Genomic DNA, 26,488 nt, shown 5'->3' with positions numbered 1-26,488 from the left:
AAAGGGACACGACTTCAAGCAGTGTCCCCTTCATTGTTTTTTATTTGTCAACTTGCGCCATAACTTCTTCTGCGAAGTTGTCGTCACGCTTTTCAAGCCCTTCGCCGACTTCATAGCGAACAAATGATTTTACTGTCGCGTTTTTGCTCTTCACGTATTTGCCAACTTTTTGATCGCCATCTTTCACAAATGGTTGGTCAAGTAAACAAACTTGCTCAAAAAACTTGCTGAGACGACCTTCAATCATTTTCTCTACAATATTGGCAGGTTTTCCTTCATTCAATGCTTGTTGGCGTAAGACTTCACGCTCACGATCAACCACATCTTGTGTGACTTCTTCACGCGAGATGTATTTAGGATTGATCGCTGCTACATGCATCGCGATGTCTTTTGCAAGTTCTTCGTCAGATGAGTTGCCAATGACTGTAAGTACACCAATCCGACCGCCCATGTGCAAATAGGAACCAAATGTATCGTTATCTTCTTTTTCAACAACGGTGAAGCGACGAAGAGAAAGTTTCTCACCGATCTTCGCAATTGCCGTATTCATATGTGTTTGGACAGTTTCACTGCCGCCTTTGAAGTTTTGTGTCAATGCTGTTTCTACATCAACAGGGTTCTCGCGCAAAATATGCACTGCAAGATCGCCAACAAGCGCCTTGAAGTTTTCATTTTTTGCAACGAAATCCGTTTCTGAGTTCACTTCTAAAATCACTGCTTTGTTGCCTTCAATTACAACAGCAGAAAGCCCCTCTGCTGCAATGCGATCCGCTTTCTTTTCTGCTTTTGCAATCCCTTTCTCACGCAAAAAGTCAATTGCCTTTTCCATATCTCCGTCGACTTCAACAAGCGCTTTCTTACAATCCATCATTCCCGCGCCTGTTTTCTCGCGAAGTTCTTTTACCATACTTGCTGTTACTGCCATATGTGTCTCCTCCTTAAAATAGATGCCACTCTGTTACAGGTTGGCTATGTTTGAATACGCTCCAGCTTCGAACAAATAAAAAGGGGGATAAAGGGCTTCTCTCCCCTTACCACCCTCTTGGAGTCCAATATTTATGCTGAAGTAATTTCTTCGACGCTCACTTCTTCTTCTGTTTCACTAGAAGTTGCTTCAATGACAGCATCAGCCATTTTACCTGTTAATAATTTAACAGCACGAATCGCATCATCGTTACCTGGGATCACATAATCAATCTCATCAGGATCACAGTTTGTATCGACAATCGCTACGATTGGAATGTTTAATTTATGCGCTTCTGCAATCGCAATCCGCTCTTTGCGGGGATCAATAACAAATAACGCATCTGGGACACCATTCATTTCTTTAATGCCGCCAAGAAACTTCTCAAGTCGCGCCATTTCTTTTTTCAGCAAGATCACTTCTTTTTTCGGTAGTACATCAAATGTACCATCTTCTTGCATCTTTTCAAGATTTTTCAAACGCGTAATCCGCTTTTGAATCGTCTCAAAGTTTGTAAGCGTTCCACCAAGCCAGCGCTGGTTGATGTAGAACATGCCACAACGAATTGCTTCGTCGCGAACAGAGTCTTGCGCCTGTTTCTTTGTACCAACGAAAAGAACTTTCCCTCCGTCAGCTGCAAGGTCACGTACAAAATTATACGCTGCCTCTACTTTTTTGACTGTTTTTTGCAAGTCAATAATATAAATACCGTTCCGTTCTGTGAAGATGTAGCGATCCATTTTAGGGTTCCAACGACGCGTTTGATGGCCAAAGTGGACACCTGCCTCGAGTAATTGTTTCATGGAAATTACTGCCACACCGAACACCTCCTTTGGTTTTTTATTCCGCCGCGCTCTTCCTTTTTTGACGACACTTTACACATATAAAGCACCTTCGCCAAAATCTGAGGCGTGTGTATTTTTAACACCATCAACTAATATACCACAAGAAAGGGGTTATGGCAACCCCTTTCTTTATATTTGCTAAGACATTCGCTCAATCTTCTTTTAAACGCTCTAGCTCTAGCAAAAATTTAGAGTTCAATACTTTAATGAATGTCCCTTTCATCCCTAGAGAACGTGACTCAATGACACCCGCACTCTCTAACTTACGAAGTGCATTTACAATGACAGAACGCGTAATGCCTACACGGTCAGCAATCTTACTTGCAACAAGCAATCCTTGTAAACCATCAAGTTCTTCAAAAATGTGCTCCACTGCTTCAAGTTCACTGTAAGATAAAGAGCTAACTGCCATTTGTACAACTGCTTTACTACGCGCTTCCGCTTCAATTTCTTGCGTTTTCTCATGTAAAATCTCCATGCCAACAACCGTTGCGCCGTATTCTGCTAACACAAGATCATCATCACTGAACTCGTCATTCATACGCGACAGAATCAATGTTCCGAGGCGATGTCCGCCACCTTTAATCGGCACAATTGTTGTCAAACCCGCTTTGAAGATATCACGGTTTTCAACAGGGAAAGCTGTATGTTCGCTGTTAATGTCGATGTTCGCAGAAGTTTCGTCAATTTTAAATAAACCTTCTGTATAGTCCTCTGGAAACTGACGATCATCAAGCATTTTTTTCATGCGGTCATTTTCAATTTCTTCTTCAAGCGAGAATCCAAGCAATTTCCCACGGCGACTCACTACGAATACATTTGACCCAATCGCTTCACGCAATGTGATCGCCATTTCTCTAAAATTGACGTGTTGTCCACTTGATTTTTGTAACATGTCGTTAATCTTTCTCGTTCTTGAAAGCAAATTCATTTTGCATCTCTCCTTTGGTTTTTACAATATAAATTGATTTAAATCACGATTTCTAGCAATCGAGCCAAGTTTTTCATCAACATATTCTGCTGTAATTTCCAGCGACTCTAGGTGAATCTGTGGTGCTTCGAATGATAGGTCTTCTAACAACTTTTCAAGTAACGTATGCAGTCTTCGGGCACCAATATTTTCTGTTTCTTGATTGACTTCCGTGGCAATCGTTGCAATCTTATGAATAGCCTCGTCTGAAAAAGAAATGTTTATACCCTCAGTCTGCAAAAGCGCGGCATACTGCTTCGTCAACGCATGGTCTGGCTCTACTAATATACGCACAAAATCATCTGCCGTCAAATTACATAGCTCAACACGGATCGGGAACCTTCCCTGCAATTCAGGAATTAAATCAGATGGCTTAGCCATATGAAATGCACCTGCTGCAATAAATAGCATATGATCTGTATTGACAGAACCATATTTTGTCATGACTGTCGAGCCTTCCACGATTGGTAAAATATCGCGTTGCACACCTTCACGAGATACGTCTGCTGTTTGTTCACCTTTTTTCACGACTTTATCAATTTCATCGATAAAGATGATCCCAATTTGTTCAGCACGTGTCACCGCTTCTTGACCGACGTCATCCATATCAATGAGCTTTTGCGCTTCTTCCTCGATCAACAACTTTCGCGCCTCTGCTACCGTCACACGTCGTTTTTTCTTTTGCTTTGGCATCATGTTTTGAAACATTTCTTGCATCATGCCCATTTGCTCCATACCTGCACCGCCTGGGAGCATGTCCATAAAATTTGGCTTTGTTTCAAATACCTCAACAGTCACTTCACGATCTTCTAGCTCACCATTTGCTAGCTTCTCTGCCATCTTACGTTTTAAGTCGTTACGATTTGATCCATCCTCTTCAACCGTATCTTCTACTTCATCATCTTGTTCAGCTTGATGAAACAACACTTCAAAAGGATTTTTAGTCGTCGCTTCTTTTTTCCCCGATGGAACAAGCAATTTCACGAGCTTTTTATTTGCTTGATCTTTTGCTTTTTCTTGCACTGATTTCATTCGTTCCTCTTTCACAAGGCGGACACTTGCTTCAACGAGGTCACGCACCATCGATTCAACATCGCGGCCAACGTAACCGACTTCTGTAAACTTTGTTGCCTCTACTTTTACAAACGGCGCACCAACTAACTTCGCAAGCCGCCTAGCAATTTCTGTCTTACCGACGCCTGTTGGACCAATCATCAAAATATTTTTTGGTGTAATTTCATCACGAATGGATTCATCTAGCAACGTTCGTCGATAACGATTGCGCAGCGCGATGGCAACAGAGCGCTTCGCTTGCGTCTGACCGACAATATATTGATCCAGTTGCTCGACAATTTGGCTTGGGGTTAACGCACTTGTCATCTTTCCCACTCCTTCACCTGAATCATGAGTTCGTCAATTCTTCAATGACGAGTTGATCATTTGTGTAAACGCAAATTTCACCTGCTGTCTCTAAAGATGCCACTGCAATCTCACGAGCTGACAACGTGGGTGCATACTTTTTTAATGCGCGCCCTGCACTTAATGCATAATTCCCACCTGAGCCAATCGCTAATATACCATCGTCTGGCTCAATCACTTCCCCTGTACCAGATACAAGTAAAATATGGGACTTATCCATCACAATGAGCATCGCTTCCAACTTTCGAAGCACACGGTCACTGCGCCATTCTTTTGCTAATTCAACCGCTGCACGTTGCAAGTTTCCGTGATAGGCTTCAAGCTTTGATTCAAATTTCTCAAATAGCGTAAATGCATCTGCAACAGAACCAGCAAATCCGGCCAACACTTTATTTTGATAAAGTTTACGTACCTTCTTTGCCTTATGCTTCATGACAACCGCTTGTCCAAAAGTGACTTGTCCATCCCCTGCCATTGCACATGACCCATTATGAGAGACAGCAAAAATCGTTGTCGCATGAAAATCACCCATCGTCATCCCCTCCTCTCCAAAATACAGCATTTGGTCATCATAAGTCAGATTCAAGCGGAATCACTGAAAATTTCTTCCATCATGCCCGTGGATGAAAGTCGTCGTACACACGCTGTAACCGCTCTTTGCTCACATGTGTGTACATTTGCGTGGTGCGGAGCGTCTCATGTCCAAGCAATTCTTGAACTGTTCGCAAATCTGCGCCACCATTTAATAGATGGGTCGCAAATGAATGACGTAACGTGTGAGGGCTGATTCGTTTTGTTAGAGCTGCTTCATTTACTCTTTTTCCCACAATCTTTCGAATGCTGCGATCGGTGAGCGGACCACCACGGTAATTTAAAAATAAGTGGTCACTTGCTTCTTTTGTCGGCTGTTTCTTTTGCAAAAGTGGTCGGGCTTCATCGATATAAAGATGTATTGCTTGTTGTGCCAATTTTCCTACCGGCACATATCTTTCCTTTCTGCCTTTCCCAAATACACGAAATGTCGCACTTCCTTCATCATACTGCGATAAAGTTAACTGTGCACATTCACTCACACGCATACCACTCGCATACAGTAATTCCAAAATCGCACGGTCACGTTTATCAAGTGGCGTTTTTTGTGGGAGGGCAGTGAGCCAGCGGTCTAGTTCCTCCTCATATAACACTGTGGGCAACCGCGCCGCCTGCTTCGGCAAGTATACACGAAGGAAAGGGTTTTCTTTGGCGTATTCTTCCGTTAATAAAAATGTCCCAAATGTTCTAAGTGCAGACAACTTGCGGGCAATGGTTCGCCTTGTATAAGGCTGATCTACAAGCTCACTCATATACGCCCTCACATGCACATAATCGACATCCGACCATTCTGAAATTCCTTCTCGCTTAATAAACAATTGAAACTGGTAAACATCTTTTTGATAATGATGAACCGTCCAAGTAGAGCAGTTTTTTTCCACTTGCAAAAATCGGACAAAACGGGAAAGCCATTGATCAAACTTGTTATCCCTCATCATGCTTCCTCCTAGGACAGATTGATCTTACCATAAAAGGGTAAAAAAAGGCAACTATCAGCCTATCTCTTTTACGGAATGTTCAATCGCTGATAATGCCCGCGCCGCAAGTGCTTCATAACGCTCTTTTTTCGCTTTAATACGGATCTCTAACGGTGGAACGAGACCGAAGTTCGCATTCATCGGCTGGAAGTTGTCCGGGTTTGCGGTGGTGATGTAATGTGCGAGACTCCCAATCATTGTCTCTTCTGGAAATGTAACAAGCGGTTGCTGCTGCGTCAAGCGATATGCATTTAAACCAGCGACGAGTCCTGCTGCTGCAGATTCCACATATCCTTCCACACCTGTAATTTGTCCTGCAAAAAACAAGTCATTACGCGCTTTTGTCGCATAAGTCGGTGACAAAAGCTTGGGTGAATTTAAAAACGTATTACGATGCATGACACCATAACGAACAATATCAGCATGCTCCAAGCCAGGGATCAAGCGTAACACTTCTTTTTGTGGCCCCCACTTTAAATGTGTCTGAAAACCGACAATGTTGTAAAGGGTGCCTGACACATTGTCATGTCGTAATTGTACAACCGCGTATGGCCGCTTGCCTGTCTTAGGATCTTCTAATCCAACTGGTTTTAACGGCCCAAACAACATCGTTTTCTTGCCTCTTTTCGCCATGACTTCAATTGGCATACAACCTTCAAAGAAAATCTCTTTCTCAAATTCCTTTAATGGTACAGTTTCTGCTGCGATCAATGCCTCATAAAAGCGTGTAAACTCCCCTTCAGTCATCGGACAGTTCAGGTAAGCTGCCTCTCCTTTATCGTAGCGGCTCTTTAAATAAACTTTGTCACGATCAATCGTCTCTGCATCAATGATCGGCGCGGCTGCATCATAAAAATATAAGTGCGCTTCTCCTGTAAGTGATTTCAACTCATCTGACAACGTTGCTGATGTGAGTGGACCTGTTGCAATGATTGTTGGTCCCGCTGGAATGGAAGTCATTTCTTCATGGTGCACAGTCACGTTTGGATGTTCTTTCACATAGCGCGTGACACGCGCAGAAAAATCATGTCTGTCAACCGCAAGTGCCCCACCTGCTGGTACAGCCGCCTCATCTGCAGCTTTTATAATCACTGAATCGAGGCGACGCATTTCTTCTTTTAAAACACCTACCGCATTCGCTAACGAATTTCCCCGAAGTGAGTTGCTACAGACTAACTCTGCAAATTGGTCCGTATGATGAGCAGGCGTCTGTTTATGCGGACGCATCTCGTACAACCGAACTTTGCCACCTCTTCTCGCGATTTGCCATGCCGCTTCGCTTCCAGCAAGGCCAGCGCCTATGACATTTATCTCTGTTTCTTTTGCTGCATCCATTACAATCCTCTTTTCTTGGTCACACATTATTTGTACGACACAAGCATGCAAAGCCCGCACCGTCTACCGGTGTGAGCTCACATTTACCTGCGCCTCTCTCATCATAGTACGTTTCTTTTTTTTATTCAACCATTTACACTGGTTCACTTGAAACCATTACAATTATGACTCTTCATAATCGCAACTCGTACAATGAACCGAGACACCTTTTTTTGTTTTCTTCTCCACTAAAACCTTCTGACACTTTGGACAAGGACGCGCAATCGGCTTATCCCAAGAAACAAAGTCACAATCTGGATAACGGTCACATCCATAAAAGATACGCCGTTTTTTACTTTTTCGCTCCACAACATTTCCTTCGTGACAAGTTGGGCATTTCACGCCAATCTCTTTCACAATCGCTTTCGTATGACGACATTCTGGAAAGTTTGGACACGCCATGAATTTCCCATAACGACCCATTTTAAAGACCATTTCTTGCCCGCACTTTTCACAATCCTCGCCAGCCGGCTCATCTTTAATCTCTACTTCTCTCATTTCTTCCTCTGCCACTTTTAAACGCGCTTCAAAACCTTGGTAAAACTGGTCAATGACATTGACCCAATCTTCTCTACCTTCTTCAATGAGATCTAAGTCTTCCTCCATCTTCGCAGTAAAAGCAACATCAAGAATCTCGGGGAAAAATTCAACAATTAAATCAAGAACAATCATGCCAAGTTCTGTCGGCACAAATCGCTTGCCATCAAGCGCCACATAGTGACGGCGTTGAATTGTATCCAGTGTCGGTGCATAAGTAGACGGGCGACCAATGCCTAGCTCTTCTAACGTTTTTACAAGACGCGCCTCTGTATAGCGAGGTGGTGGCTGCGTAAAGTGTTGAGTGGGCGCTAGCTTTTCAGCCGTCACTTGCTCACCTTCCTGTAAATCAGGTAATAAACGATCTTCTTCTTTCTTATTATCGTCACCCGTTTCTACATACACTTTCATAAACCCGGGAAACTTCACTTTTGAACCTGTTGCCCGAAAGTACACATCGTGATTTTCTAGATCAACTGTCATCGTATCCATGACAGCTGGCGCCATCTCACTTGCAACAAGCCGCTCCCATATTAATTTATATAGTCGATGCTGGTCACGGGATAAATACGGTTTAAGTGATTTTGGATCTTGTAAAGTAGACGTAGGACGAATGGCCTCATGGGCATCTTGCGCCTTACTATTTTGCTTCTTTTTCGGCTTTGATTCGCGCACATATGCTTTCCCGTATGTTGCTTCGATATATGCATGCGTTTCTTTTTCTGCTGTTTCTGAAATACGGGTTGAGTCGGTACGCATATATGTGATCAATCCAACAGTACCTTGCTTCCCGAGATCAATGCCTTCATAAAGCTGTTGTGCGACCATCATTGTCTTTTTGGCACGAAAGTTCAGTCTCCGCGCTGCTTCTTGTTGAAGAGATGAGGTCGTAAATGGGGTTACAGGATTACGTCGACGCTCTTTCTTCGTTACGCTTGCCACACGAAAAGCGTCTCCGTCCATTTGTGCTAACACTTGATCGACATCGGCTTGTGTGCCTAAGCTTTCCTTTTTGCCATTTCGACCATGAAATTTCGCTTCAAACGTCTCATGCCCAGCTAAAAAAGTCCCTTGAATATGCCAATACTCTTCTGGCTGAAACTGATTAATTTCTTTTTCTCTATCTGTAATCAGCTTCACAGCAACAGACTGAACACGCCCTGCGCTTAAACCCTTTTTTACTTTTTTCCATAGCAATGGTGAAATGTTATAACCAACGAGGCGATCTAACACCCGACGGGCTTGTTGTGCATCAACTAAGTTCATATCAATTTGCCTTGGTTGCTTAAATGCATCTTTAATGGCTGTCTTTGTAATTTCATTAAACACGACACGACATGGAGATGTATCATCCATGTTCAAACTGTGCGCAAGGTGCCATGCAATCGCTTCCCCTTCACGATCGGGGTCAGCCGCGAGATAGATTCGTTTTGCTTTTTTTGCAGCGGTTTTCAATTCTTTCAACATCGGCCCCTTGCCGCGGATTGTAATATACCGAGGTTCATAATTCTCTTCAACACTAACGCCCATTTGACTTTTAGGTAGATCGCGAACATGCCCCATAGAGGCTTTCACGACATATTTTTTCCCTAAATATTTGCCAATGGTTTTGGCTTTAGCGGGAGATTCCACGATAACTAAATAATCGCTCATATACATCGACTCCCTCTCATTTCAAAATACAGATGTCAGCCATTCCAGAACACAGACGTCAATCGCCAGAAATCAGATTCAAGCGAAATCGTTGGTTCAATTCTTTCTTGAACCCACTTACATTCCTAATTCCAGATTCTGACCTCCGAATTCTGTCATTGCTGATACGCTTCTTCCTTGATTATGCTCTCACCCTAAATTCGGCCTTTTACTTCCGCCTTCTGGAAAGCTAAATCTTCCTCATTATGAAACAGACCATTCCTATTTGTCAAATATGACACCAAAATTATTTTCCTTTACTTCTGTTTAAGCTTATTCATTACTTAGTTGCGGACATGCGAAGAAAATATCTTCTGCTTGTCGAACGAGGTGTGCCCCTTGTTGAATCAAATGATTCGTTCCTACCGATTCACGTGATGTGATTGGTCCTGGAATAGCCATCACTTCCCTTCCTTGTTCTAATGCTTGGTCTGCGGTAATCAGTGACCCACTTCTCTCCCGTGCTTCAATGAGCAAGACCCCGAGCGCTAAACCACTAATAATACGGTTACGCATCGGAAAATGCCACTTTTGCGGTGAGACCATAGGCGGATACTCGCTGACTACAAGGTGTTTTTTTGCTAATGTACGAAACAATGAAACATGCTCAGGAGGATATACATGTTGAAAACCGGAACCAACCACCGCGACAGTGCCCGTCCCATATTCTAGTGATAATTCATGTGCAAAGCGGTCGACACCACGTGCGAGACCACTAACAATGGTCACTTGGTGTTTCGCAAGCATTGGTATGCACATACGTAACGCTGCATGAGCATAAGAAGTAGGCTTACGTGCACCAACAATGGCTAACATTTTTGTTGCCAGTAAATGCACATCCCCTTTCGTATATAGTACATAGGGTGGATCATAGATGGTTTTTAATAAAAGAGGGTAATGTTCATCGAATAATGTGAGTGGTTGAATTCTTTGCGCGTGTAAATGTTTGTAGGTCTGTTCGGGGGATGCTTGTTGAAGGTGTTTGTAAAATGCGTCCGCTCGTTGTTTTGGAATCGCAAGCAACGTTTGTAGTTGCATGGACGACATTTGAAATACTTGTTTGAGCTCAGGATCATGCTGAAGCAACCGTTTCATTGTTGGAGGAGAACGATACATCCAGGTGTGAATATGAATTAATTTCTGAGAAAAACAAATGTCTCATCATTCCTTTCTACTATTGATAGCGCTTTCATTATATCAAATGAAAACCCGAAAGCCACAGGGACATGCCCCCTGACTTTCGGTAACCACTACATAGATTAGTGTGTCAAACTCTTTTCGTACAAATCGTGTTCTTTTAAAGACTTTATGAGTGTCTCACCCATCACAGATGGTGTTTCTGCAACCCGGATGCCGCATGCTTCCAGCGTTTTAATCTTTTCAGCTGCTGTGCCTTTACCGCCCGAAATGATGGCGCCTGCATGACCCATTCTCTTTCCTGGGGGCGCTGTTTGGCCACCAATGAAACCAACGACTGGTTTCTTCATGTTTGCTTTCACCCACTCAGCCGCTTCTTCTTCGGCTGTGCCACCAATCTCACCGATCATAATGACCGCATACGTATCAGGATCATCATTAAATAGCGATAAGACATCGATGAAGTCAGTACCGTTTACCGGGTCTCCACCAATTCCGACAGCTGACGATTGCCCAATACCAGCTGTAGATAATTGATGAACTGCTTCATACGTCAACGTTCCCGAGCGAGAAACGACGCCAATATGTCCCTTTTTATGAATGTATCCTGGCATAATGCCAATCTTACATTCTTCTGGTGTGATCACACCCGGACAATTTGGTCCAATTAAGCGTGTATTCTTTCCTGCCATGTATCGTTTTACTTTGACCATGTCAAGCACAGGAATACCTTCTGTAATACAAATCGCCAAATCTAGTTCTGCATCGACTGCTTCCATAATTGCATCCGCTGCAAATGCTGGTGGTACATAAATGACCGTGGCATTTGCACCAGTCTCTTTTACTGCATCAACAACGGTATCAAATACTGGAACGCCTTCAATTTCTGTGCCACCTTTTCCAGGTGTCACACCGCCAACAATCTTTGTGCCGTACTCAAGCGCTTGCTTTGTATGGAACAAACCCGTTGCACCTGTAATACCTTGAACGATCACTTTTGTATCCTTATTGATTAAAATGCTCATCCGTTCTGCTCCACCCTTCTATTTCACTAACGAAACAATTTTTTGTGCACCGTCAGCCATTGAATCAGCTGCCGTAATATTCAAACCAGATTCTTGTAAGATTTTCTTACCTAGATCCACATTCGTTCCTTCTAAACGAACAACGAGCGGAATGTCTAATCCTACTTCTTTCGTCGCCGCAACGACGCCATCGGCAATGACATCACAACGCATAATACCACCAAAAATATTTACAAAAATTCCTTTTACATTCTCATCTGATAGAATCAATTTAAACGCCTCAGTTACCTTCTCGGCTGTCGCACCGCCCCCAACATCGAGGAAGTTCGCCGGGTCACCGCTATAATGTTTAATAATATCCATCGTTGCCATCGCAAGGCCAGCGCCGTTTACCATACAGCCGATATTACCGTCAAGTGCAATATAGTTTAAGTCATGCTTGGATGCTTCAATTTCTTTCACATCTTCTTCTTCCAAATCACGCAACGCAGCAACATCTTTTCGACGATACAAGGCGTTGGCATCAAAGTTAAACTTCGCATCAAGTGCCATTACTTTCCCGTCTCCAGTTGTTACAAGCGGATTGATTTCTGCAATCGATGCATCTTTATCAACAAATACTTGATAAAGTCCCATCATGAACTTCACTGCTTGACCAACGAGTGGTTTTGGAATGTTAATGTTAAAGGCAATGCGACGTGCTTGAAATCCTTGCAGGCCAACAGCCGGATCAATGACTTCTTTAAAAATCTTCTCTGGTGTCTCTTCTGCGACTTCTTCAATCTCGGTGCCACCTTCTTCAGAAGCCATTAAAACAACGCTTGAAGTCGCACGGTCCACGACTAAGCCAATATAATATTCGCTTTGAATATCGCAACCTTCTTCAATGAGTAAGCGTCCAACTTCCTTACCTTCTGGACCTGTTTGATGCGTAATAAGCGTCTTACCAAGAATTTCATCTGCATATGTACGCACATCTTCTAAATTCTTAGCAACTTTCACGCCGCCTGCTTTTCCGCGACCACCAGCATGAATTTGCGCTTTCACAACGGTGACAGCCGAACCTAGTTCTTTTGCTGCTTCCACTGCTTCATCAACAGAGAATGCAACTTTCCCGTTTGGCACGGCCACTCCATACTGACGAAGAATTTCTTTTCCTTGATACTCATGGATATTCATTCGCTCTTTAGCCTCCTAATCGTTCGTGCAAATGATTGCTTGCGTCGAATTTTCGCGTTCACACGAAATCCTTTTCCAGTTTAACATCTTTTTTACTTTTTGGGGAGGGGGTAACCGCTATCATTTTTAACCCTCTCCCCTTAATATCACGAAAAAACCAAAATATGACGGTTAATTGTCTCTTTTCTCGTCTTTTTTCGGGTGATCTTTTTTCTTTTGCGCTTCTTTTTTGTCCCGCAAATGCGCCAAAGCTTTAAAAAGAGGATCTTGTTCACTGGCAGGGTGATAAACACCAAATTCTCGAGCAAATTCTTCCTGCGCACTCTTTGTCTCTGTAGATAAGTGTTCTTCTTTCATTTATACAGCCTCCTTCACCACTAGTGTGGACAAAGGCATCTCATTCATACGATGAAAAAATGATGTGACAGTTATTCAAGGCATTCGCGCACAGGTCGAAACGACTGACGATGCGCTTGCGTCGGTCCATATTTTTTTAATGCATGTAAATGTGCCCGTGTCCCGTAGCCAGCATGATATTCAAATCCGTATTGCGGATACGTACGAGCTAGATCAACCATGTATTCATCGCGCCATACTTTTGCCAATACGGAACTGGCTGCGATAGATATGCTTTTTGTGTCCCCTTTTATCAATGAGGTTTGCGGGGCACCATGTGGCAACTTGATTGCATCAAGCAACAAATGATCCACTGTCTTCGTTAAACCTTGAATCGCTTGTAACATCGCTTCTTTTGTTGCAACCAAAATGTTTGTCCGATCAATTTCTTCTGCTGATACACTCGCAATATGCCAACTGAGTGCTTTTGCTTTAATATACGGGGCAAATTGTTCCCGTGCCGACTTTGTAAGCTGTTTCGAATCCGTTAGCCCGACTAACTTAAACTGTTGTGGCAAAATGCAAGCCGCAGCCACAACCGGACCTGCTAGTGGACCGCGGCCAACTTCATCTACACCCGCAATGAGCTCGTATCCTTCTTGCTGCAACGCCCGTTCAAATTTCCACATCCGTTCATGAATTGCCTCTGCACGTGCTTGCTTTTCAAGTGCCTGTTCATAACGAGCGACAAGCTGCTGGACACCTTTACGTTGATCGGCGCGTAAGACGCTCAATTCTCCTGCGTTTACTGTCCCTTTCGCAAACTGTGCTTTAATCTCCGCGACTGTCTTCATCAGTCACCACCTCTTTTTCAGAAGCTGTCTCTAATGTAAGACGACCCATCTTTCCTGCACGTAGTTCGCGAAGCACAAGTTCTGCGACTTTGTCCATGTCGACCATGCCACCTCGAACAATACAGCCGCGTTTCTTCCCGATCGCTTCAAATAACTCGCCGATATCTTCGGGATCAAGTGGATAAGACAAATCATACCGTGCTGCTAATTGATGTGGGTATGTACGCGCTAAAAACTGAAGTGCATAAGCAGCCACATCACCATAATCTAGCAATTCATCTTTAATGGCACCCGTTACCGCAAGGCGTAACCCAACTTCTTGATTTGAAAATTTAGGCCATAAAATACCTGGAGTGTCTAACAAAGCAAGTTCACTACCTACTTTTAACCACTGTTGTTTTTTCGTCACTCCTGGGCGATCACCGACAGGCGCCTGCCTTTTTCCAACAAGCCGGTTCATCAATGTCGACTTTCCAACATTCGGGATACCTAAAATCACTGCTCGTAATTCACGTGGTTTCATCCCTTTTGCACGCCACTTGTCATGTAACGATTGCGTCAACATGCGACAAGCTGGACCAATTCTTTTTACACCCGTCCCACTTTGTGCGTCCACGGGCAATGCATCTACACCGTCCTTCTTGAAGTGTGCGATCCATTCATTTGTTTTTCCCTCATCGGCAAGATCTGCTTTATTTAATAAAATCAGCCGCGGCTTTCCATCAGTTAGTTCTTCAATGATCGGATTTTGTGAAGATCGTGGGATGCGCGCATCTAATAATTCTATCACCACGTCAATTTGGCTTAACTTTTCTTTCACTTCTCGCCTTGCTTTAGCCATATGTCCAGGAAACCATTGAATGGTTTTCATGGTGATGACCTCCCTTCTTCACTTCACAATCTTTATCTCCTCAAATGGGTAAAAAACAATGCTTGTTTCCCCTATGATGTCCTCGGCCGAAATGAGGCCAATATCGCGACTATCTTTGCTTAAGCGCCGGTTATCCCCCATGACAAAATACTGGTCTGCGGGAATTTTCTTTTTACCAATCCGCTCTTCTAACGTAAAGTCGCCTGTCAGTGGTTGCTCTCCATGCAAGGATCGTTTTCTTTCTTCTAAATAAGGTTCTGATTGCGGCTCACCATTAATGTATAGTACATCACCTTTATACATCAACTCTTCTCCAGGCAAACCAATGACGCGTTTAATATAGTGCTGACCACCTGGTGCAAGAAAAACGACAATGTCAAAACGGTCAGGTTCACTAAAAGAATACGCAAGTTGGTTAATCATCATCCGGTTTCCAGGATTTAACGTCGGCTGCATTGAGTTGCCATCAACCATCGTTGGAAGGAACACAAATAAACGGGCAAGTATTACAATGAAGATCACCACTGAAATCCCTTTGAGCCAAGTGACCACCCGAGATTTTGCGCGCAAAAAATCCCTCCTCATCCACTCATGATTTGATCGAAAAAAGAAGCTCGGATAACCTCCGGGCTTCTTCTGACCTTTTTAGCGACGAATTTCTTTAATACGTGCTGCTTTACCGCGAAGGTTACGTAAGTAGTAAAGTTTCGCACGACGTACTTTACCGTAACGCTTCACTTCGATCTTATCGATCTTTGGTGAATGTAATGGGAATGTACGCTCAACACCTACACCGTAGGAGATTTTACGCGCTGTAAACGTCTCACTAATCCCGCTACCGCGACGTTTAATCACAACACCTTCAAACAGCTGAATCCGCTCACGTGTGCCCTCCACGACCTTAACGTGAACGACCAACGTGTCTCCTGGACGAAAATCCGGATGGTCAGTGCGTAATTGCTCACTACCAATGTCTTGTAAAAGGTTGCTCATCGTATAATTCCCTCCTTCCGCACAGACATTCTTGCCGACACTATCTGGCAGCGGAACATCGTAATCACGCTAAATGCGCACACAGGCACAATTAGCCACAAAGATAATCATAGCATAGCTCTTAATAGAAAACAAGAGGCTATATATTTTCTTACGCGTCGATCTTAAAAAGCCCAACCACCATTCCGGAACACCGGCTCACGCGTACCATCTGCATGAATGCCGTCAATGTTCATATCAGCCGCACCCATCATAAAGTCGACGTGTGTAATGCTTTGGTTTAACCCGTTTTTCTCCAACGCTTCTGGCTCCATCTCTTTCCCACCTTCAATGTTGAAGGCATACGCACTTCCTAACGCCAAATGGTTCGAAGCGTTTTCGTCAAATAACGTATTATAGAAGATAATATTCGTATCAGAAATCGGTGACTTATGAGGCACAAGCGCCACCTCACCAATGTAGCGAGACCCTTCATCACTATCAAGCAAACGCTTCAGCGTCTCTGACCCTTTTTCCGCAGTGAAATCAACAACTTTTCCATCTTTAAATGTCAATGTGAAGTTTGTGATCAATGTGCCACCATAGTTTAATGGCTTCGTGCTCGTCACTTTTCCATTAACACCGGTTTTCTTCGCCGCAGTAAACACTTCTTCTGTCGGCATATTCGCCACAAAACGCGTGCCCGATTTACTGACGCTACCACCTGACGCCCATATATGCGTCTCTGGCAATTCAATTGTTAAATCCGTTCCTTCCGCCGTATAATGCAGCGCATGGAAATGCTTTTCATTCAATGTCTCCATCTTTTCATCTAATGTCGCTAAATGTTTCTCCCACGCCGCAACTGGATCATCCTCGTGAATACGTGTCGCCGCAAAAATGGCTTCCCATAATTTTTGAACCGCTTCTTCTCCTTCTGCTTCAGGGAACACTTTCTCCGCCCAACCTACAGATGGGACAGCAACGATCGACCAGCTCACACTATCTGACTGAATATAGCGTCGGAATGTATCTAGTGCTTTTCCAGCTGTTTTATTCGCTGTTGCAACACGCTCCGGATCGACATCTTTTAATAAGTCAGGGTCTCCTCCAGTAATGCTTAGAAATGCGGCATCCTTTTCAGCCTCTTCTTCTAGCGATTGTGCTTGCCAGCTCGGGAACTCACTAAATACTTCTTCTGCAGCATGTTCAAACTTCAACTTCGCTATCTCTTCGTCGCCCCAGTCAACACGAACATGTTTAGCACCAGCCTCATACGCCTTTTTCGCAGCTGCCCGTACAAAATCCGCTGCAAATAAAGGCGTACGAATAATTAACGTTTGTCCTTTTTGGATGTTCAGACCTACACGAATAGCCAGATCTGCATATTTTTCCAAGTTTTGCTCAAATGTTGTCATCAAATCGCCTCTTTCTTCTATGTATTGATAGAACCTTCTCCTAGTGTAACAGTTTTTTTCTGCCGATGCCACGGAATTGTGTTACAATAATCCTATGTAACATAAACGATAGAAGAGGTTCGAAAACTCCCTCTATAAAAAACTAAACAGGAGACTGCCGTGACTGAACACGCAGTTTTTTATGTTGTTGGAGTGTGCCGAAGCTCGTTCTTACAGAGAAGGAGCGTATTTTTATGAAGAAAAATGATTCAGCCGTCGTCGTATTTAGTGGCGGACAAGATAGTACGACATGCCTCTTTTGGGCACTAGAAAAGTTTGACCATGTATCCGCGCTAACATTCGCTTATGGGCAACGCCACGCCGCAGAAATTGCTTGCGCAAAAGACATTGCAAGAAAGGCAGGTGTGCCACTGCGTATACTGGAAGTCCCGACGCTAAATGACATAACGTCTAACGCGCTCACGCGAAACGATATTGAGATTACGGATCAGAATGAAAACAACGCTCTCCCCAGTACATTTGTGCCTGGACGCAATCATTTGTTTTTGTCTTTTGCGGCGATTTATGCTAAAGAAATTGGTGCAAAGCACCTTGTCACTGGCGTATGCGAAACCGATTTTAGTGGTTATCCAGATTGTCGCGATATCTTTATTAAATCTCTGAATGTCACACTTAATCTAGCCATGGATACAGATTTTGTTATTCATACACCGTTAATGTGGCTAAACAAAACAGCAACGTGGGCACTCGCTGATCAACTAGGGAAGCTTGAAACCGTTCAACACGACACATTAACGTGTTACGAAGGGATAAAAGGCACGGGATGCACCACTTGTCCGGCTTGTAAACTACGCGCCGCCGGGCTCGCCGCTTATCTTGAACAGAAGGCAGGTGCACCACAATGATGCAACAATTTTATCCGACCGTTACCCATCCATACCAATTTGAGCTTCACAAAGATATGCACCTTGCTACTGCGCACTATATCGACAACGAACGGGCTGGCAACTGCGCCCGTGTTCACGGACATACGTATGTCATTAACATCACGATTGCCGGGAACGAGCTTGACGAGACAGGCTTTCTCATTAATTTTAAACACCTTAAAGAAGCTGTGCACGGCCGATTCGATCATACATTACTCAATGACGATCCATTATTTGCGCAGACGCCCCCATCGACCGAAAAAGTAGCTGAAACAATCTATACAATTGTCAATGATTTACTCACCCCACTTGCACACAAGCCCGTCTGCATCCAAGTCATTGTTCGTGAAACACCAACGAGCTACGTTGTTTACCAACCAAAGCAGGTGCAATCATGACCGGTCAAAAACCTATTCCTGTGATGGAAATTTTCGGCCCAACGATTCAAGGGGAAGGCATGGTAATCGGACGCAAAACAATGTTTGTTCGTACAGGTGGTTGTGATTACCGCTGCCGTTGGTGTGATTCAGCGTTCACATGGGACGGTACTGGGAAAAGTAAACCGATGGTCGCAGAAGATATTATCTCCAAACTTGACACGCTTGCTGCTGGCAGATTTGATCATGTCACCCTTTCAGGAGGGAACCCAGCTTTACATGCCGGGATTGGCGACCTCATCCACAAGTTACATGCAAAAAACATTCAAGCCGCAGTTGAAACACAGGGGACGATTTGGCAAGACTGGCTTACGCACGTGGACGATGTGACGATTAGTCCAAAACCACCTAGTTCTGGTATGGAAACGGACTGGAAAAAGCTTGATACTTTCATGACAAAACTTTCACCACAAAAAACAAGTTTAAAAGTGGTCATTTTTAATGAAGAAGATTACGCATTTGCAAAACTTGTACACATGCGCTATCCGCACATATCGTTTTTCCTTCAAGTCGGTAATGACGATATTCATACAACTGATGACACGACGTTACTCACACAGTTGCGCTATCACTACGAACAATTGATAGAAAAAGTCATGCTTGATTCGACACTAACTAACGTACGCGTCTTGCCTCAGCTACACACATGGATGTGGGGTAACAAGCGCGGTGTATAAAGGAGCATACCAAAATGACAAATCGAGACGAACAAACATTAAATCATATCACTTTACTAGGGAATCAAAACACCCACTATGATTTCTCTTACAACCCAGATGTACTTGAAACATTTACAAACAACCATCCTAATCGCGATTATATGGTCAAGTTTAACTGCCCAGAATTCACGACACTTTGCCCGAAAACGAACCAGCCAGACTTCGCAACATTGTACATTAGCTACATTCCAGACATTCAAATGGTTGAGAGCAAATCTCTAAAGCTGTATTTATTTAGCTTTCGTAACCACGGTGGGTTCCACGAGGACGCCGTCAATGTCATCATGAATGACTTGATCAAACTCATGGATCCACGCTACATTGAAGTATGGGGGAAATTCACCCCGCGTGGAGGTATTTCTATTGATCCGTACTGCAATTACGGCAAGAAAGGTACCCTATTTGAGGAAATGGCACACCATCGGTTAATGAATCATGACCTCTATCCTGAAACAATAACGAATCGTTAAGGAAATATTTGAATCCCTAAAATAAAACAACGTGCTCCCTATCAAAAGGAGAACGTTGTTTTTACATTAAACGTTTTTCGCAATCGCTTCTTTTGTAATATCCCAATGCGATGTGGTCCAAGCAACTTTCTTATCCTTTAACACAAACAATTGTGGTGACTTATGCACCGTCTCTAATTCCTCGGCAATTAAGTTAGAAACCGGGCGAGATTCAATCACTTTTACCCATCCATATACAAAATCTGGGTTTTCTTCTACGAAAGCAAGGAACTGTTTATGCGCATCGCTACTTACTGGGCATTGCGTACTATGTTTAAAAACAAGCACCGTCTTGTCCTTAGATTGCTCATATAAATCATGCCATGCTGCTTCTGTTGTTAATTCAATCATCTTATCCCACTCCTTCTTCTTTACACTAATGCTATCATACACGAAACGCGCCCACTAACACCACTCATATGCACTTGCCGCATCATGGCGTCTCTGACAACGCCATGACAATTCTAATTTCGTCGTAAGTGATTGTTTCGGGTAACTGTTCTTTGATCGGTTTTAAATATTGACTCTCTACTTTAGTGCTCGCTGCCATAATTTTTGCTTGTTTTTCTGGATCAATACGCGCAAGCAAGCCCGTAATTTCCCCTTGTTTTTCCGCTTGTATTAAATGCTTTACAACCGTTTGCGCCGTTACCTGCACCGCTTCGGCAATATCAGTAAATGATTTCCCAGCTTGGTAATGACAAATGATCTCTTCCACATTCGCGCGCTGCACTTTTTTTGGTCGTTGTAACGTGTCCGGTGGTTCACTTGCTTTCATTGTGTCTGCCGCATCGAATTGATTTAACACCGCTAAAAACGAGTCGCCGTACTGTTCAAGCTTCTGCGCACCGACACCTGAGATCTCACCAAACGCCTCGTACGTTTGCGGTAACAGCCGGCTCATTTCCTTTAACGTCTTATCGGAAAAAATTAAATATGGCGGGATGCCTTTTTCTGTTGCGAGCGCCTTCCGATGCGCGCGTAAAGCAATAAAGATCGGATCTTCATCTGCCACTGGTGCAGGTGCCTTGTCGACATATTGAAATACAGTCTCTTCTTTTTTCAACACCGCTGCCCCGCGCGGTAATATGCGTAAGGTCGGATAGGCATCGTTTGTTAGCCCCACATACTCCTCGGCTGCTAGAAAATCAATGAATGCCTGCACATCTTTTGCCCCATAATCTTTCATGAGTCCGTAAGTAGGTAGTTTATGTAAGTTCATCGTAAGGATCTTTTGATTTCTCGACCCCGTTAACACTTGGGCAACAACTGTTTTTCCAAACCGTTCTTTCATCCGCACAATACACGAAAGCACCATTTGCGCCTCGGTGGTCCGTTCAACTTGCTCTCCCTCACGCACACAGTTACTACAACGCCCACACGTTGGTGCATCTTCTTCCCCAAAATAACTACGCATAAACTGTGATAAACATTGTTCGGTGTGACAAAAACGACTCATCACTTGCAGCTTATCAAAATCATGCGCCTTCTTTTGCTCATCTTCCGTGTCACGCTGTTCAATAAAAAAGCGCTGTGTTTGCACGTCTTGTGGTTGGAATAGCAACACACATTCACTCGGTTCACCGTCACGTCCCGCGCGACCTGCTTCTTGATAATACGCTTCAATCGTTCCTGGCATGTTCGCGTGAAGTACGTAACGGACATTGGCCTTATCAATGCCCATCCCAAACGCATTGGTCGCAATCATCACATCTGCTTGATCGTAAATAAATGCTTCTTGGTGCGCCCGGCGCGCATCTTCTGATAAGCCACCGTGGTAAAGGGTTGCACGTGTGTATTTACTCAAAAACTGATATAACGCCTCTGCTTCTTTGCGCGTTGACACATACACAATACCCGCTTGCGATTGCCTTGCCTCGACATATTGACGGATGTATGTTTGTTTCCGAGCACCTTTCACGACTTTGAACGTTAGATTTTCACGCGCAAAGCCTGTACAATATTGATTGTCTACTGGAATACCAAGGCGGTCACAAATATCATTTGCCACTTCAGGCGTCGCTGTCGCTGTTAGCGCGAGTACCGTTGGACGATGCGGATGATGCTTGATCCACTCTGCCATCGCTAAGTAACTGGGTCGAAAATCATGCCCCCATTGCGAGAGACAATGCGCTTCATCAATTGCGATGAGTGAAAGTGGCTTCTTCTGCAAAATTGCTTGAAATTGCGGATCATGCAGCCGCTCTGGGGCAACATAAACCATCTGGTATTCTCCACTCATCATGGCCGTGAAGCGCGCATATACCTCTTGTCTACTTAACGAACTATTAATATATGTAGCCGCAATGCCAAGCGCACGCACAGCATCGACTTGATCTTTCATTAAAGAAATGAGCGGCGATACGACGAGGGTGATGCCCTCTAATACAACAGCAGGAATTTGATAACAAAGAGACTTTCCTCCTCCAGTTGGCATCACAACAAGGGCATCTTTTTGTGAAAAAACATGCTCAATAATCCGTGATTGCCCCTCTCGGAAAGCATCATAGCCATACTGATGTTGTAACACCTCTGTTGCGCGTTGCATTTGCGCTTGCACCATGTTCCCACCCCCTTCTTTACTATGATAACACGTCTTACAGCTTAGAAGAATGGTATTTTAGGAAAGATGTTTTCGATATTGAAACGTAAAGAAACGCTGTCCAGCTTGGAATGGGAACGCTTCATATAATTGATTTGCCCACGCATCGCTACAGTCAATTTCTGCCTCGACTTTTGCTATACCTTTGTATGCCAACTGTCGCAACTGATGCTCGAAAAGACGTATGAGCACTCCCTCTACCGAAGCCATCGCACCGACCCAACCTAGTTCTACATGACGTGGTGTAGATCCATCATGAATATTTACATAAGCCTGTACTTGGTGATCGTTTACATATACAGCACTCTCTTCTTGCCGCAGGTCAGAAGTAAAAGTAAGTGCCCTCCATTCCGCAAGCGACATTTCCTTAATCGGGTTTACTTGGTGACTGTCTTCATAGTTTTGTTTAACTAACCGCAAATATTGCTGACACAAGTCTTCCTTTTCTACTAGCTGAGAAAGAGAATAGATATTGGCATCGGTTAGTTGGTATTTGCTTTCCTTTTTCAATGAAAGTGTCGGCATATGCGTCGTACGGACCTTCTGAAAACCTAGTTGTGACAACAACGCCATCGCACAGGTGTCTTCCTCTGAAACCAAGCATTGTAATGGATGTTCTTGTTGGACAGACTGTAGTAAGCCCGTAAGTAAGGCGGTATCTTTTGTCCTTGATGTGAGCTCAATGTATAGTGCCTTTGTATGATAAAGTGAGCGCCACCAATAGATTATAGCTTGAAGTTGATCGCCTTGCCAAGCAGTCATCGTATTTGTAGATGCCCACTCCCGTGCGTCCCGATTCTTTTTCTTGTACAGCTTCTCCACCGATTGCTTGTGACCTTGTTTAAATCGTTGATACATATGCTTACCCTCTTTCTCCTTCCAGTACAACAAATAAAGAGATCCTCCGGATATATCACTACGCCCAGAGAATCTCTTGTCGTACAATCTTTATGATATGGACCGTCGCAGCCGCGTCAAAAGTTTTACCATCATTCCCATTAGTAAAGCTGTTGCACCCGCAAAACCGAACCACCAGTTGTTTGTTGCTGTTTGTGGTAGACTTTCTCCTTTTATATTGCTAGATGGTTTTGTTGGTGGTGCAGAAATCACTTTATTCCCCTCTAACGGTTTCTTTCCCCCGGTGTGGATTACCTTTGATATTTTTGGTGCTTTTGAATCGCCGGGATCTCTTGGATCGCGTGGGTCTCCTGGATCGCCCGGATCTCCTGGGTCACCGGGATCTCCTGGATCGCCCGGATCTCCTGGGTCTCTCGGATCTCCTGGGTCACCGGGATCTCCTGGATCGCCCGGATCTCCTGGGTCGCCCGGATCTCCTGGGTCTTCTGGATCGCCTGGGTCGCCCGGATCTTCTAGATCTCCCGGATCTCCTGGATCTCCTGGGTCGCCCGGATCTCCTGGGTCACCGGGATCTCCTGGGTCGCCCGGATCACCGGGATCTCCTGGATCGCCCGGATCTCCTGGATCGCCCGGATCTCCTGGGTCGCCCGGATCTCCTGGGTCGCCCGGGTCTGGTCTACTATACTCAATAACTAAAGGTTCATGATGAGCATTTGCAGGCATTGCGTCCCCCACATGCCCCTCTGTTAGCGCCGCTTGAAAAATGTAAGTACCCTTCTCGATCGCCCGGTATGCTGTCAAAATATCAACATTCATACCAATCTGCGCGCGTCCATCGATCGGTTTTAGCTCGTTTGCCTTTAGAAACCCGTGAAGATCAAAAACTACACGATTTTTGCTCGTATCTATCGTGGTATATGATACAAAGTCATATGCACCGGTAAGACGAATGGTGTTCCCATCCTTATCTACCATATCCCCCATCAGAGAAAAAATAATTTTGTGATCACGTAATACATGTGCGAGTTCTTCTGGAAATTGGAGCGTATAAATTAGTTGCTTTTGTTGTTGCAAATCTAAATGTACATTGCCATTGTGAACAAGGCGATGACTTGTTGTCTCTGCATGATGTTTAATTTGAAACAATGTTAGTCCACCAATCGTCCTCATTAAATTTTCTGGTTGCTCCTGAGACACACGCATACTAGCAACAGCTTGTGCCTCTCCATGTGGTGTCGTCATCATCGCCATTGGGGCACCTACCATGATTGATGTAGCAAGAAAAAGTGCTTTTGCTTGTTGCACTCGCTTACGCCGTTGACATCGATGCATCTTTTCTTTGTAATCACACTTTTTTCTCATTTTTCACCGTCCTCAAAACATAATAGTACATATACAACTATCATTCTATCAATATTCAACTAGATTGACAATTAAAATCGGAAAATTTAAAGCAATTTGTTGTGTTATTCAACGAAAAAATACCTTTCCCATTTACACAAAGCGATTTAAACGTTACACTACATACGGAGAATATTTTTTAAAAACGTATTCACTTAAAAATTGCAACTGTGCAGGAGGATTTTTTTATGATTACAGTCACAAACGTCAGCTTACAGTTTGGTGGGCGCAAATTGTTCGAAGACGTCAATATTAAATTTACACCAGGAAATTGCTACGGACTTATTGGCGCAAATGGTGCTGGGAAATCTACATTTTTGAAAGTTTTATCTGGGGAGATCGAGTCTCAAAAAGGACACGTTTCCATGAAATCAGGCGACCGTATGGCTGTTTTGAAACAAGATCATTTTGCTTATGAAAATGAGGAAGTGCTGCAAACAGTCATTATGGGACATGCACGCCTCTTTGAAGTGATGAAAGAAAAAGACGCCATTTACATGAAAGAAGATTTCTCCGATGAAGATGGGATGAAAGCCGCCGAGCTTGAAGGAGAATTTGCGGAACTGAATGGTTGGGAGGCAGAGTCCGATGCAGCCATTTTACTCAAAGGCCTAGGCATTGACGAATCTCTCCATACAAAAACATTGGCTGAACTAAATGAATCAGACAAAGTAAAAGTGCTTCTTGCCCAAGCATTGTTTGGCAAGCCTGATGTGCTATTACTGGACGAGCCAACAAATGGACTTGATCTTAAAGCAATTCAGTGGCTCGAGGACTTCCTCATTAACTTTGAGAATACAGTCATTGTCGTTTCCCATGATCGCCATTTCTTAAACAATGTTTGTACTCATATTGCTGATCTTGACTATAGTAAAATTGAGCTTTACGTTGGAAACTATGATTTTTGGTATGAGTCCAGCCAACTCGCTTTAAAAATGACCCAAGATCAAAACAAGAAGAAAGAAGAGAAAATGAAAGAACTAGAGAGTTTCATTGCGCGTTTTAGTGCAAATGCTTCAAAATCTAAACAAGCCACTTCACGAAAAAAACAACTCGAGAAAATTACGCTAGAAGACATCAAACCTTCGTCACGTAAATATCCTTACATCCATTTCACACCTGAACGTGAGATTGGCAACGATCTACTAGAGGTCGAAGGATTGACGAAGACAGTCGATGGTGTGAAAGTGTTAAACAATGTCTCGTTCCGCTTAAACAGGGACGACAAAGTCGCACTTGTCGGCGCAAATGATGTTGCTAAGACGACGCTATTCAAAATTTTAGCGGGCGAAATGGACGCTGATAGCGGCTCTTTTAAATGGGGTATTACGACTTCTCGTTCTTACTTCCCAAAAGATAACAGCGCCTTTTTCGAAGGCTCACAACTAAACCTTGTTGATTGGCTGCGCCAGTTTTCTCCTGAAGATGATAGCGAAACATTTTTACGCGGCTTCCTCGGGCGAATGCTTTTCTCTGGAGAAGAAGTGTTAAAAGAAGCCAATGTACTGTCTGGAGGAGAAAAAGTACGTTGTATGCTGTCAAAAATGATGCTCAGTGGTGCGAATGTGTTGCTGCTTGATGAGCCGACGAACCACTTAGATTTGGAATCAATCACCGCACTCAACAATGGTCTGATTGCATTCAAAGGTGCGATGCTCTTTAGCTCACATGACCAGCAGTTTATTCGCACGATCGCAAACCGCTTCATTGAGTTGACTACCGATGGTGTCATTGATAAAGATGACTACGAAGCATATTTAGCAACGCTGAAATAACACATGGGGCTGTCCCAAAAGCCCCTGAAAAACAAACTCACTGATTGACGTTTTTGACGTCTGATCAGTGAGTTTTTTGTTTTTATTGTCCAGAAGTGTC

At 43.8% G+C, this 26,488-nt stretch carries 26 protein-coding genes and 1 riboswitch; of the genes, 5 read left to right on the top strand and 21 right to left on the bottom strand.

What is annotated here, in order from left to right; genetic code table 11:
- Positions 1-40 precede the first annotated feature (40 nt).
- From tsf to BLT29_RS03195, 17 genes are all read right to left on the bottom strand, one after another.
- A complete protein-coding gene (gene tsf / locus BLT29_RS03275; RefSeq protein ID WP_090774900.1) occupies positions 41-925 on the bottom strand; it encodes a translation elongation factor Ts in 885 nt (294 codons plus the stop codon).
- Between the two features lie 131 nt (positions 926-1,056).
- A complete protein-coding gene (gene rpsB / locus BLT29_RS03270) occupies positions 1,057-1,782 on the bottom strand; it encodes a 30S ribosomal protein S2 (RefSeq protein WP_090774899.1) in 726 nt (241 codons plus the stop codon).
- A gap of 178 nt (positions 1,783-1,960) precedes the next feature.
- Complete coding sequence (gene codY / locus BLT29_RS03265) at positions 1,961-2,740, bottom strand: GTP-sensing pleiotropic transcriptional regulator CodY (protein ID WP_090774898.1); 780 nt, start codon at positions 2,738-2,740, stop codon at positions 1,961-1,963.
- Between the two features lie 21 nt (positions 2,741-2,761).
- The gene (hslU, locus tag BLT29_RS03260) at positions 2,762-4,159 is read right to left on the bottom strand and encodes an ATP-dependent protease ATPase subunit HslU (protein ID WP_090774897.1); all 1,398 of its coding nucleotides are present in this window, start codon (positions 4,157-4,159) and stop codon (positions 2,762-2,764) included.
- Between the two features lie 22 nt (positions 4,160-4,181).
- Positions 4,182-4,730 carry an ATP-dependent protease subunit HslV gene (hslV, locus tag BLT29_RS03255; RefSeq protein ID WP_090774896.1) on the bottom strand — a complete coding sequence of 183 codons (549 nt, stop codon included), beginning with the start codon at positions 4,728-4,730 and terminating at the stop codon, positions 4,182-4,184.
- Between the two features lie 79 nt (positions 4,731-4,809).
- Positions 4,810-5,724 carry a tyrosine recombinase XerC gene (gene xerC / locus BLT29_RS03250; RefSeq protein ID WP_090774895.1) on the bottom strand — a complete coding sequence of 305 codons (915 nt, stop codon included), beginning with the start codon at positions 5,722-5,724 and terminating at the stop codon, positions 4,810-4,812.
- 57 nt (positions 5,725-5,781) lie between these two features.
- Entirely contained in the window at positions 5,782-7,101 is a 1,320-nt protein-coding gene (trmFO, locus tag BLT29_RS03245) for an FADH(2)-oxidizing methylenetetrahydrofolate--tRNA-(uracil(54)-C(5))-methyltransferase TrmFO (protein ID WP_090774894.1), read from the bottom strand.
- Positions 7,102-7,263: 162 nt separating this feature from the next.
- Positions 7,264-9,330, bottom strand: a complete 2,067-nt coding sequence (topA, locus tag BLT29_RS03240; protein WP_090774893.1) for a type I DNA topoisomerase — start codon at positions 9,328-9,330, stop codon at positions 7,264-7,266.
- A gap of 312 nt (positions 9,331-9,642) precedes the next feature.
- The gene (dprA, locus tag BLT29_RS03235) at positions 9,643-10,416 is read right to left on the bottom strand and encodes a DNA-processing protein DprA (RefSeq protein ID WP_245701039.1); all 774 of its coding nucleotides are present in this window, start codon (positions 10,414-10,416) and stop codon (positions 9,643-9,645) included.
- Positions 10,417-10,628: 212 nt separating this feature from the next.
- The gene (gene sucD / locus BLT29_RS03230) at positions 10,629-11,531 is read right to left on the bottom strand and encodes a succinate--CoA ligase subunit alpha (RefSeq protein WP_090774891.1); all 903 of its coding nucleotides are present in this window, start codon (positions 11,529-11,531) and stop codon (positions 10,629-10,631) included.
- Positions 11,532-11,549: 18 nt separating this feature from the next.
- The gene (gene sucC / locus BLT29_RS03225) at positions 11,550-12,710 is read right to left on the bottom strand and encodes an ADP-forming succinate--CoA ligase subunit beta (RefSeq protein ID WP_090774890.1); all 1,161 of its coding nucleotides are present in this window, start codon (positions 12,708-12,710) and stop codon (positions 11,550-11,552) included.
- Between the two features lie 171 nt (positions 12,711-12,881).
- Positions 12,882-13,067, bottom strand: a complete 186-nt coding sequence (locus tag BLT29_RS03220) for a hypothetical protein (protein WP_090774889.1) — start codon at positions 13,065-13,067, stop codon at positions 12,882-12,884.
- A 71-nt stretch (positions 13,068-13,138) separates the two neighbouring features.
- The gene (rnhB, locus tag BLT29_RS03215) at positions 13,139-13,900 is read right to left on the bottom strand and encodes a ribonuclease HII (protein WP_090774888.1); all 762 of its coding nucleotides are present in this window, start codon (positions 13,898-13,900) and stop codon (positions 13,139-13,141) included.
- Complete coding sequence (ylqF, locus tag BLT29_RS03210; protein ID WP_090774887.1) at positions 13,878-14,771, bottom strand: ribosome biogenesis GTPase YlqF; 894 nt, start codon at positions 14,769-14,771, stop codon at positions 13,878-13,880. Before ylqF ends, rnhB begins: the two co-directional genes overlap by 23 nt.
- Positions 14,772-14,789: 18 nt before the next feature.
- Positions 14,790-15,341: a signal peptidase I gene (lepB, locus tag BLT29_RS03205; RefSeq protein WP_245701037.1), complete on the bottom strand. Its 552-nt coding sequence runs from the start codon at positions 15,339-15,341 to the stop codon at positions 14,790-14,792.
- A gap of 75 nt (positions 15,342-15,416) precedes the next feature.
- Positions 15,417-15,764, bottom strand: a complete 348-nt coding sequence (gene rplS / locus BLT29_RS03200; RefSeq protein ID WP_090774885.1) for a 50S ribosomal protein L19 — start codon at positions 15,762-15,764, stop codon at positions 15,417-15,419.
- Between the two features lie 164 nt (positions 15,765-15,928).
- Entirely contained in the window at positions 15,929-17,161 is a 1,233-nt protein-coding gene (locus BLT29_RS03195; RefSeq protein WP_090774884.1) for an aminopeptidase, read from the bottom strand.
- A 108-nt stretch (positions 17,162-17,269) separates the two neighbouring features.
- Positions 17,270-17,313: riboswitch (PreQ1 riboswitch) on the top strand.
- Positions 17,314-17,394: 81 nt separating this feature from the next.
- Between BLT29_RS03195 and queC the strand changes: the two genes are divergently transcribed.
- The 4 genes from queC to queF are packed head-to-tail and all read left to right on the top strand — an operon-like array spanning position 17,395 to position 19,713.
- Positions 17,395-18,066 (top strand): 7-cyano-7-deazaguanine synthase QueC, encoded by a 672-nt coding sequence (gene queC, locus BLT29_RS03190; protein ID WP_090774883.1) that lies wholly within the window; start codon positions 17,395-17,397, stop codon positions 18,064-18,066.
- Positions 18,063-18,485 (top strand): 6-carboxytetrahydropterin synthase, encoded by a 423-nt coding sequence (locus BLT29_RS03185; protein WP_090774882.1) that lies wholly within the window; start codon positions 18,063-18,065, stop codon positions 18,483-18,485. The genes queC and BLT29_RS03185 overlap by 4 nt, the downstream gene beginning before the upstream one ends.
- Positions 18,482-19,201 carry a 7-carboxy-7-deazaguanine synthase QueE gene (queE, locus tag BLT29_RS03180; protein ID WP_090774881.1) on the top strand — a complete coding sequence of 240 codons (720 nt, stop codon included), beginning with the start codon at positions 18,482-18,484 and terminating at the stop codon, positions 19,199-19,201. Before BLT29_RS03185 ends, queE begins: the two co-directional genes overlap by 4 nt.
- A gap of 14 nt (positions 19,202-19,215) precedes the next feature.
- Positions 19,216-19,713: a preQ(1) synthase gene (queF, locus tag BLT29_RS03175; RefSeq protein ID WP_090774880.1), complete on the top strand. Its 498-nt coding sequence runs from the start codon at positions 19,216-19,218 to the stop codon at positions 19,711-19,713.
- Positions 19,714-19,779: 66 nt separating this feature from the next.
- Here the strand turns inward: queF and ytxJ are convergent, their stop codons facing one another.
- From ytxJ to BLT29_RS13045, 4 genes are all read right to left on the bottom strand, one after another.
- Entirely contained in the window at positions 19,780-20,103 is a 324-nt protein-coding gene (ytxJ, locus tag BLT29_RS03170; RefSeq protein WP_090774879.1) for a bacillithiol system redox-active protein YtxJ, read from the bottom strand.
- Between the two features lie 82 nt (positions 20,104-20,185).
- On the bottom strand, positions 20,186-22,315 hold the full coding sequence (gene recQ, locus BLT29_RS03165) for a DNA helicase RecQ (protein WP_245701035.1): 2,130 nt from the start codon (positions 22,313-22,315) through the stop codon (positions 20,186-20,188).
- A 57-nt stretch (positions 22,316-22,372) separates the two neighbouring features.
- The gene (locus BLT29_RS03160) at positions 22,373-23,212 is read right to left on the bottom strand and encodes a hypothetical protein (RefSeq protein WP_090774878.1); all 840 of its coding nucleotides are present in this window, start codon (positions 23,210-23,212) and stop codon (positions 22,373-22,375) included.
- Between the two features lie 90 nt (positions 23,213-23,302).
- The gene (locus BLT29_RS13045) at positions 23,303-24,574 is read right to left on the bottom strand and encodes an LPXTG cell wall anchor domain-containing protein (RefSeq protein WP_141769835.1); all 1,272 of its coding nucleotides are present in this window, start codon (positions 24,572-24,574) and stop codon (positions 23,303-23,305) included.
- Positions 24,575-24,801: 227 nt separating this feature from the next.
- On the opposite strand from BLT29_RS13045, the gene BLT29_RS03150 reads away from it, so the two are divergent.
- On the top strand, positions 24,802-26,388 hold the full coding sequence (locus tag BLT29_RS03150; protein WP_090774877.1) for an ABC-F family ATP-binding cassette domain-containing protein: 1,587 nt from the start codon (positions 24,802-24,804) through the stop codon (positions 26,386-26,388).
- Positions 26,389-26,488: the final 100 nt, after the last annotated feature.

The organism is Shouchella lonarensis (assembly GCF_900096965.1).
GTDB classification, from domain to species: Bacteria; Bacillota; Bacilli; order Bacillales; family Bacillaceae_D; genus Shouchella; species Shouchella lonarensis.
Note: the sequence above shows the minus strand (reverse complement) of the source record. Positions and strands in the feature narration are given on the sequence as shown.